Source organism: Desertibacillus haloalkaliphilus (assembly GCF_019039105.1).
Taxonomy (GTDB): domain Bacteria; phylum Bacillota; class Bacilli; order Bacillales; family KJ1-10-99; genus Desertibacillus; species Desertibacillus haloalkaliphilus.
Map to the genome: position 1 here is coordinate 1 of NZ_JAHPIV010000268.1, position 394 is coordinate 394.

Sequence of the window (394 nt, forward strand, 5' to 3'; positions counted from 1 at the left end):
GGTAAAGGAGCAGCTTTCGTACGCTCGAAATTACGTAACCTTCGTACTGGATCTGTACAAGAAAAGACGTTCCGTGCTGGTGAAAAAGTATCGAAAGCGCACATTGAAAATCGTCGTATGGCTTATCTATATGCTAGTGGAGATATGCATACGTTCATGGATAATGAATCATATGAGCAAATCGAATTGCCGACAGCTCAAATTGAACATGAACTTAAATTCTTAAAAGAAAACATGGTCGTTCAAATCATGACTTATCAAGGTGAGACGCTTGGAGTAGAAGTACCGAATACAGTTGAACTCGAAGTGACAGAAACGGAACCAGGAATTAAAGGAGACACAGCTTCGGGTGGAACGAAGCCGGCTACACTAGAAACTGGGTTAACGGTACAAG

At 41.9% G+C, this 394-nt stretch carries 1 protein-coding gene; it reads left to right on the forward strand.

What is annotated here, in order from left to right; all coding sequences use genetic code 11:
* Positions 1–394 (forward strand): elongation factor P (locus KH400_RS21870; protein WP_217228221.1); only part of this gene is annotated, 394 nt, incomplete at both ends.